The organism is Pseudomonas frederiksbergensis (assembly GCF_017114915.1).
Lineage (GTDB): Bacteria > Pseudomonadota > Gammaproteobacteria > Pseudomonadales > Pseudomonadaceae > Aquipseudomonas > Aquipseudomonas frederiksbergensis_I.
The window spans coordinates 1-7,317 of record NZ_JAAUOE010000075.1 but is presented as its reverse complement, the minus strand read 5'-3'; the positions used below and the strand labels follow the sequence as shown (position 1 = coordinate 7,317).

2 protein-coding genes and 1 pseudogene are annotated in these 7,317 nt (G+C 57.7%); all 3 read right to left on the bottom strand.

All coding sequences use genetic code 11. The features are described from left to right. Nucleotides 1-406: pseudogene (locus tag HCU66_RS26340) on the bottom strand (hypothetical protein); the annotation flags it as partial. A 282-nt stretch (nt 407-688) separates the two neighbouring features. Next, nucleotides 689-4,642 carry an Ig-like domain-containing protein gene (locus HCU66_RS26335; RefSeq protein WP_205891303.1) on the bottom strand — a complete coding sequence of 1,318 codons (3,954 nt, stop codon included), beginning with the start codon at nt 4,640-4,642 and terminating at the stop codon, nt 689-691. 124 nt (nt 4,643-4,766) lie between these two features. Then, nucleotides 4,767-7,196, bottom strand: a complete 2,430-nt coding sequence (locus tag HCU66_RS26330) for an RCC1 domain-containing protein (RefSeq protein WP_205891302.1) — start codon at nt 7,194-7,196, stop codon at nt 4,767-4,769. Between the last annotated feature and the right edge of the window lie 121 nt (nt 7,197-7,317).

Here is a 7,317-nt window from a genome sequence, read left to right as displayed (position 1 = left end):
GGTCGGTGTCCTGACCACCGGGCAGTTCGAGTTTGACGACGAGCTTTAAAGACGGCGTAAACGGCTCTGGCGCCTGACTGAGGCGTTTTACCTGATAGTCCAAATCCCACGAACCTGTCTTGAGACGATCGGGGGCGACGAAGAGGGTCGCTGGCTGGGTCAACTCAGCGTCGGTGGTGAGGGTGCGTTGATCCACCACGGCATTGTTGAGCCGCAGCTCGACTTTGTCGCCCTTGCTGATGTTCGACCAAGGCCAAATCCTGATTTTCAGGCCCTGGTTGGGAAAGTTGAGCAGTGCGGCCGCTAGGTTGATGCCCCATTGACCGTTTGCCAGCGGAATGGCGCCGGGGATGTCGGGGTCGAGCAAGGCCAGCAGGCCGATACTTTTCTTGCGTTGCACGAGCATGGTGGGCACTCCGGCCGGTGGATGGCGATGGCGTGATTCAAGCGCTGACCGGGGGAGTTGGCTACTGTCAAAATTAACAGGTGGGCGGGTATTTCCGATGGGCGGTAGGTCTGGGTGAACGTCAAAAGATCGCAGCCTTCAGCAGCGCCTACAGATCCGGTGTTCGCGAACGCAGCCCCCTGCAGGCGCTGCCGAAGGCTGCGATCTTCTGATCTTTCGGCCGAAAAAATCCCCGTCCAGTCTGTAACGGACCGGACGAGGTTTGCCTATTCATTCTTGACGTTATCGGAGCGCCACAATGAGCGAATAATCGAATGGGATTTTGATAGCCCATCGAGCGCCTGTGACCAGGTTCTGACAGGTCCTGGCTTTAGCCCACGGCCACCAAAAATTGCTTGCATCGGTTGACCAATAGTGGTGATTGCCCATGGGCCACCGTCCGCCAAAGGCTACAAATATCTCTTGGAGTTCGGCCAGGCTGGGAAGGCGCGCCCCATTAGCGGCTGCATGCGAATTCGCCGTAGCCCATACGCCACTCCCCAGCCCGATGCAGTGGATCACCCCCGTGACCGTCACGGTATAGCTCTTGGACTGATTGGCCGCATCAAAGGCCGTAATGGTGGCAGTTCCCCGACCACGGGCTGTGACTAACCCTGTTCCGTCAACTTGCGCGACACCCGGATTACTGGAGGCATACCGATAACCCGGCTGACCACCGGTGGCTGGGTGGTGCACCGAGTTACTCGGGTTAAACGCCGGCAATACATTGGGATAGGCCGGAAGGATGTAGGTCTTGCCACTCAGCGTGACCGGATTGGTATTGAAGATCAGCGGCGCTAATGGAACCACCCTCGTGAAACTGCGCGCACCGGACTGCTGCCCGGTGGCCACGGCCCTCGCGTATGCCGTGTTCGGGCCCAAGGGTATAGCGAGAGGGTTTGAGGACCATTGGCCGTATGCGTTGGACGGTAAGGTTTGCATGTGCGCATTGTTGAGAAAAAGCTGCACGCTGTAGAAGGGGGTCACCGTACCGGAAACGTACACAGCCGTGTCCTTGGTTGTCCCGCCGTGCCCCAGCTCTCCTCCTGAATGCCTGACCGACGTCAGATTCACGGGAAGATGGGCCGCGACCCTGAAAACATGCACCGGGGATTCCAGCTGACTGCCGTAATTGGCTCTGGCTTTGATCGAGTACGTCGTCTGGACCAGGTTCGACAGGCTCGTCGTGCCGTTACCGTTGCCATCAAGGGTAATGGGGGCACCGATGGGGGCGGCACCGTTGTAAAGCTGGACGCTTTGGTTGGGATCGGCGTTGACGGTCACCGTGACCGAGTTATCGTAGGTCACGCCGTTATGACCTACGGAGCCTATGGAGTCTGCGACCCTGGTGATGCTGGGGTTCTTCGCCATTTTGATGGTGAACGTTCTTGGATCACTGTCCTTGTCAGTGGCGTCGTACAGGGCTATGGCTACCACGCGTTGCAGGCCCTCGAGCAGATCCACAGTAATTGTCCATGCGCTGTTGGCATCAACCGGAGGCGTGCCTCTTGAGACACCGTTGATTTGAACGTCGACTTTTTCGGCCCGTGTGGCCGTGCCCTCGATCGTCAGGCGCTTGTCGTAGGTCTGTCCCGCTTCGGGAATCACTACGTTTTGTGCGTTTTTCACACGGGTGATAACGGGTGTCACGTACTCGTAATGCTGCCGGATGGTCAACGGCAGGGTCGGGAAGACGATCGCGGCGGCCTCATCGGTACTGTTATCGAAAATCACCTTGCACGTCACAGTGATGCGCGAGGCATGAAGCAGTTTCAGCAGTTCTGTTTTGAGCAGGGGTTGATTCAGACCCTGAGTGACTTGCGTGCTATCGACCTTGTGGGCTGTGAGTACATCGATTCGATAAGGACCGGCGCTGGTCACACCCTCGACATACAGCCAGACCAATTGCCCGACAATGATAAAAGGCCAGGGCTTCACCAGAATCCTGGCGTCGCCTGCCAGCTCCATCACGTGCAATTCGCCGTTTTGCGCTTGCGGAACTTCAGGCCGTGGCAAGTCTTTATCGGGATCCTGGAAATTCTGTATGACCAGTTGCAGTATTTCGGACGGAGTCCACAAGCCGTAGCGCTTGACATCGTAATTGACGTCTACCGAGCGATGGATATTGGCGCCGACGAATGAAGGGGGCAGGTGGAACTTCACCGTGCCGGAAGCCTCGGCGGGTAGCTCTAGATCTTCCGAGGTGCCGCCCCCGGGCGTACCTCGCCATTTCAATCCGAGTGTATCCAGCGTCTCATCCATGCTGGCGTAGCGGCATTCGATATCAACGCCATTGGGTAGTGCATGCATTGGATTCAATATGCCGTTGGGTGCCTGGACAACTTTAGGTGCCGGTAGCAGGCCCAACGGTATCCCGACCAGTACCTCCGTAGGCAGTGAGTAGCTGTACTTCCCGGTGGCGGCATGCCAGAGCGTGTAAATCACGGTAACGAAGTAGCCGATATTGGCACTGACGAATTGGGCGTCGACCCGAAAGCGTACGGGTTTACCGACAGTCGCCATTGTGATCGGCACACTGCCAAAAGTGCTGCCGAACAGGGTGTAGCCAATCCAGTGATAGGTCAGCTTGTCCCCCGCGACCCAATTGACAGGTTTGACGAGCACATGAGCCTGGGTGTGAACCAGGGTCGGGTCGATTATTCCGTTTTTTGCTTCTTCGACTTCGGGTGCCGGCAGCGTCCCCTGCACCGTGCCCACCTCGACCAACAAAAACTCGGACTGGCTGACACCGCTCTGGCCGGGGGTGTCGTTGGATACCCGGTAAAACAGTTTGAGACTGCCGCCTTTGAGCGCAAGGACATGCTCGCCCGGCACATAAATGGTGACGCTGCCTGCCTTCTGATCATCATTGCTGACGGTGTATTCCTCTTCGTGGAGATAGGTCGTGCCGTCTGATTTTGTGCCCGTCCAGATCAGATTGATAACGTCCCCGTTGGCTATGGTCGAGTAACTGATCACCACCGTCGCCACCAGGATATCGAAAGGCAAAATACTCCCGATCAGCTCATTGATCGTCGGTGCCGGCAATTGCGAGAGGTCACCGATCACCGCGGCGAAGGTGCGTTTGGAGGAGAGGGGGTCGCTGCCGTCCTGCTTGTGCAATGTGTAAGAGGCATCGAGGGTTCCGCGGGCGAAGAGCTTTACGAAATCATAAGGTATGAGTTTTTCCAGGATGTAAGGAGGGGTGCCCACAGTGGCTTCTGCTGTAAGCGTCTTTGATGGACTGCCCGGAGCCGGCGTGCCAATGACGGTGATCTTGAGGGTGTCGCCCGGGTCGAACTCGTCGTTACTCTTGATCAGGATTTGCAGCGTGACGGGTTGCTGGTTCAGGTCTATGAGAGCGATCTGGCCGTCGACGGCTTCCTTGAAGATGGCCGGGTCCAGGCGAGCGGCGCCGGCGTCGACTACAACGCTGGTGTCTTTGGACCACTTCTCACAGAAGTTCCAGACCCGGTCATGGATTTCGTACTGAATGTTCAAGCTGGCGCTGTCACCGCCGCTCAGAATATCGGCTGACGTAGCGGTGACGACGATAGGTTTGGAACCATCCGCCTCGGCTGGCGTTACCTTATGCGGCAAGAGCAATACACTGCCCCATTTCACCCGGATTATGTCGCCTGCGGCGATGGCGGGATAGGGGGCGATAGTCATGGGAACGCCAGTGACCAACCACGGCTTTGTGACGCCGTTGTCGATGACGTCCTGTGGCAACCCGGGCATCTTCAACTCCGAGTGCCAGGGGAAGTGTGGCTCCTTGTCCTTTAAGCCTGGCGGTTCCAGTTTAACCAGTAACGTCAACTGAGCCGACGGATCATCAGGTACGGTTTCACCTGCACGGGTCAACTGGTAATGGCAGGTGGCCAAGCCCGACACGATGCCGGGTATCGACAGGAAAAAAAACAGGCGCTTATCAAGGTCTTCAAGTTTGACCTTCAGCTCATGCACCTTTACTCCGTTCCAAAAAATGGCTATCAGATCGTCGATCGCCATTCCGATATAAGGGTCGATAACGCAGAACAACTGGTTGTCATCCTCGAGCGCAGCGATGCCGATCCCGGCATCAGCACCCTCGACAGGCTGGACCATTTCTGCCACGAACACCGGCCACGATTGCAGGAGTGAAATGACTCCAGGCTCCTTGAGGGGAGGAAACAGGGACCGGCTGAAAGAGGTCATGATCAACTCCATCTGAAAAGGCGCCCCCACAGGGCGCGCCGAGTATTGAGAAGAGAAGGTTATCGGGCCAGTCATTCCCGGGGCACATTCCGCCCACCCCAGTCACTGGCTTTCAGGCCAATCCTCATGGGGCGGCAGTCGCCAGGTAAGAAACCTTGCCCGTCAATTGGCCCTGAACAGCGCTGCTGTCGCCACCGCCCGCGGCCTGGCCCCAGGTCACGACACGACCATCGGAGGTCAAAGCGGTAAAGCCGTGAGTGTTGGCATAAATCGCCACCACGTTGACCAAGAGGCTGGCGACGGCTGATATATCGCCCCCCACGGTTGCATTACCCCACACCACCACAGTGCCGTCCTGGCACAACGCGGCGAATGCCATCGACGAGCCGCACACCTGAACAATGTTGTCCAGGATCGCGATGGCGGCGGGCACCAGACCGCCCTCGGCCTGGTTACCCCAGGCCACGACATGACCATTCCCTCGACGGGCGGCGAAGGCACTGCGGGTAGCGCTGACGCCGACGATATCGTTCAGCGTCTTGATCAGAGGGTCGACAGTGCCGCCGTGGGTGGCGCCTCCCCAGGCGATGACTTCACCGGTGGTGAGTATCGCTGCAAAGGCCTGTTCGCTGGCGCAGACCAACCGCTCGATATTAGTCAACGCCGCGATCTCTGCCGGCACGGTTGCGCCATAGCTTGCATGCCCCCACGCGACGACCGTGCCGTTAGGGCGAAACGCCGCAAAAGCCGCTAAATTGCCGATGATCGTCTGGATATCGTCGAGCACGGCAATCTCGGGCGGAATAGTTCCCCCATTGCCCGGCTGCCCCCAAGCCACGATGAACCCGGTGGCCTGTTGCGCGACAAATGCTTGCCCGGCGGCGAAGAGTTGAACAATGTCAGTCAGTGCACTGATTGCGGCGGGGACAGTGCCACCATTGGCTGCCGTGCCCCAGGCGACGACCGTCCCGTCATTTTTTATACCGGCGAACGCAGTCGCGTTGCCAATGATTGCAACGAAGTTCAATGGATTGACGCCGGGCATGCTCCCGCCTTCAGCCGCATTGCCCCATACCACCACTGACCTATTGTCTCGAAGGGCTGCATACGCGCTGCTGGTGCAGCGCACTGTCTTGATGTCCTTCATGGTGATAATGGTTGGAGGGATATTTGAACCATGGGCCGCATTGCCCCAGCCCGCGACACCTCTTTCATCGCGATGAGCCATGAATGCTGCCTGGCCGGTAACCGTTGTATCGATACCATTGCCGATTATGTTTGCGGGGTTGAGCGTGGCCTGATCATTGCTCGTGCGAACCTGCAGAGGTTTGTGTGGATGTTCATCGATCCAGGTAGAAGAGGCGGTTGACCAGCTGGCATCGTTGTCGTATTTCCATTGCGCCGGTAACGGTTTGCCAGTGGTGGCATCGAATGCACTCAATTTGCTGAAAGCACTGTAAGCCCGGTAGGTACTGCGGTTGGAGCGCGCGCCCATGACCTTCAGAGTGCCTGAGCCGATCGGTGTTTCACCTTCATCGGACGCTTCGCCGATAACGAACTCCAATCGATTCGAATAACTGGTGGTATTTGTTTCTGCCCGCCAGATTCGGTAACTCGCCGTCACCTTTTTCCCTTGATTAGGTTTGATGTGTTCGTCGACAAACTGGGCGTTGAGGGCAAAGCGCACATCCTTGTCCTTGGACAGTGAATTGAGGGTGATCGAGTTCTCCTTCTTGCCGGTGACCTCACCGATCCAGGTGTAGGTCACCACATCGTTGGCCTTCGTCGGGTTCACGGTCGGTCTGGGTGCGGTCAGTTGGCTGACGCCGTTGGGCAGGTTGTTGAGGTCCAGTTTGCCGTTCTGTTCGCCGAGGACGCTGGGCTTGACCAGTTCGAACTTGGGCTCGCCGACGTTGAGCGGGGCGGCGGGAAGTGACGACCGGCTGATGATTTCACCGTTCTCTCCTTCGCTGAGCAGGTTGTATGACAGCTTCAGCGTGCCGCCCTCGAGGATTTTCAGGTGGACGCCGTCCACGATGATGAAAAGGTCCTGTTTGTCCTTGATATCCTCATCGCTGAGGAAATACCACAGCAGTTCCGGGTTGTAGGAGCTCAAATCAGATCGGATACCGAACCAGATGAGTTCGATGGCCATGCCCGCGAGCATGCTGTTGTCAAAGGGAATGCGGATGTGGGTGCTTGGCAGATCCGGGTCAATGGCGCCGTTCTGTTCATCCTCTGCACTGGGCGCCAGCAGGCGTTGGGGCTCGCCGATGAAGTTGATGAAACGGCCTTTGGAGCGCTGAATGACGGAGCCGTCGCGTTCCAGCTCGAATGAAAATCTCCCCTGGGTTTTTGCCAGCGCACGGGCGCCGGCATTGTCCATCATTACCTCGACCACCGTGGGCGGTGATTTGTCGATGGATTGGCGCACCTCGATGTCGATGGCTTCGCCGTCGGAGGTGATGCCCGCGAGGCGCATGATGATGACATCGTTCAGTTTGAACTCGGCCGATGCCGCCCACACCTGCAGCAGCAGTTGTTCATTGCCCAAGGTGTCGAGGTCGAGGTTGTTACCGTTGGCCTGTTTCAGGATGACCGCATCCAGCCGCGAGTTGCCAGTGTCGACGACGATGCGGGTTTCCTTACACCAGTCTTCGGATTGATTTTTCACT

Excerpts from the sequence above, each read along its gene's own strand:
- HCU66_RS26335 (WP_205891303.1), bottom strand. The coding sequence starts at position 4,642 with ATGACCTCTTTCAGCCGGTCCCTGTTTCCTCCCCTCAAGGAGCCTGGA.